Source organism: Burkholderia sp. Ac-20379, assembly GCF_017104645.1.
In the GTDB taxonomy this organism is placed as follows: domain Bacteria; phylum Pseudomonadota; class Gammaproteobacteria; order Burkholderiales; family Burkholderiaceae; genus Burkholderia.
The window spans coordinates 1-1,609 of the sequence record NZ_JAAGPF010000655.1 but is presented as its reverse complement, the minus strand read 5'-3'; the positions used below and the strand labels follow the sequence as shown (position 1 = coordinate 1,609).

At 68.2% G+C, this 1,609-nt stretch carries 1 protein-coding gene; it reads right to left on the bottom strand.

Annotation, left to right across the window (positions count from 1 at the left end):
* Window positions 1-138: 138 nt before the first annotated feature.
* A partial coding sequence (locus G3N92_RS33665; protein WP_206131816.1) for an ABC transporter substrate-binding protein occupies window positions 139-1,609 on the bottom strand: 1,471 nt, incomplete at its 5' end.

Below are 1,609 nucleotides of genomic sequence, written 5' to 3'. Positions count from 1 at the left end.
GCGAATTCGGCGGCCAGTGCGCGGGCGCGTTCGACGGCGGGGCGCGCGGCTGCGCCCGCATGCGGCGCGTCGATCGGGGTGAGGGGAACCAGTACGGCGCTCATCGCGCAATCTCCAGGCAAAAGGGGGAACGGGGTGTCAGCGCTTCAGCCACAGGTCGGCGAAGCTGCCCGACACGCCGTCGGGCGACACGGTATGCGCCTGCACGGCGCGCGAGGCGACCGTCACGTATTGCGGCGCGACCAGGTTGATGTCGGGCAGATCGCGCTCCAGCGTCTGCTGGATCTGCGCGAACGCGCGCTTGCGGGCGGCCTCGTCGGTTTCCTCGGCGGCCTGCGCGAACAGCGCGTCGATCGCCGGGTTGCTGTAGTGCGAGCCGTTGGTGAACGGCACGCCGCGCCGGAAGCTGGCGGTGGTGTAGAGCCGCGCGACGCCCGCCGCCGGATCGAACAGGTTGCTCATGCCGTTCAGGCTGAAGTCGAAATCGCGGTCGGTGTAGATCCGCTTCAGGTAGGCCGGCAGATCCTGATTGCGGATCGTCACGGCGATGCCCACGCGCGCCAGCGCCGATTTCACGTAGGCGGCGGTGCGCGCGGGAATGTCGCCGATCGGCAGCGGATCGATGGTCAGCGCGAAACGCGTGCCGTCGCCATGGCGCGGGTAGCCGGCCGCGTCGAGCAGCGCGTTGGCGGCGGCCGGGTCGAACGGGTAGGGGTTCGGCGCGGGATCGTAGTACGGGTTCGACGGAATCAGCGGGCTGACCAGCGGCGTGGCGTAGCCGTAATAGATGACCTTGCGGATCACCTCGCGATCGAGCGCATGGGCGATCGCCTGCCGCACCTTCAGGTTCTTCAGCACCGGGTTGTCGAGATTGAACTCGATGCGGGCCACGCCGGCCTGGAATTCGTAGCCGCGCGTATCGAGCGCGAGCTTCGGGTTGGCCTTCAGGCGCGCGAGATCGGCCAGCGGCACCGGGATGTCGCCGCCCAGATCCACCGCGCCGCTCTCGAACGCGGCCGTGCGCGCGCCCGGATCCGCGATGATCTTGACGAACAGGCGGTCGAGGTACGGCTTGCCGGGCTGCCAGTAATCGGGGTTGCGCGCGTATTCGATGTAGTTGCCGCGCACCCATTTGACGAAGCGGAACGGCCCGGTGCCCACCGGCGCGTTGTTGGCCGGGTTGTTGAGCGGATCGCCGGCGTCGTACAGGTGCTTCGGCAGGATCGGCGTTTCGGTGGCCGAGAACGCCTTGATCAGGTACGGCGTGGGCTTGCTCAGCGTCAGCACCACGGTGGCCGCGTCGGGCGTGGCCACCGAGGCGACGTTGGCGAACGTGCTTTTCGCGCGCGGGTGATATTTGCGCAGCAGGTCGAGCGAGAACGCCACGTCGGCCGACGTGAACGGCTGGCCGTCATGCCATTTCACGCCTTGGCGCAGATGGAACACGTAGCGCCTGCCGCCGTCCTCGATCGACCAGGAGGCGGCCAGCAGCGGCCTCGGGTTGAACGCGAAATCGTAGTCGAGCAGACCTTCCACCACCTTCGGGCTGACTTTCAGCACGTTGACGGCCGTGGTGGCGAAATCGACGAGCGAGGTGGGCTCGGGCGTA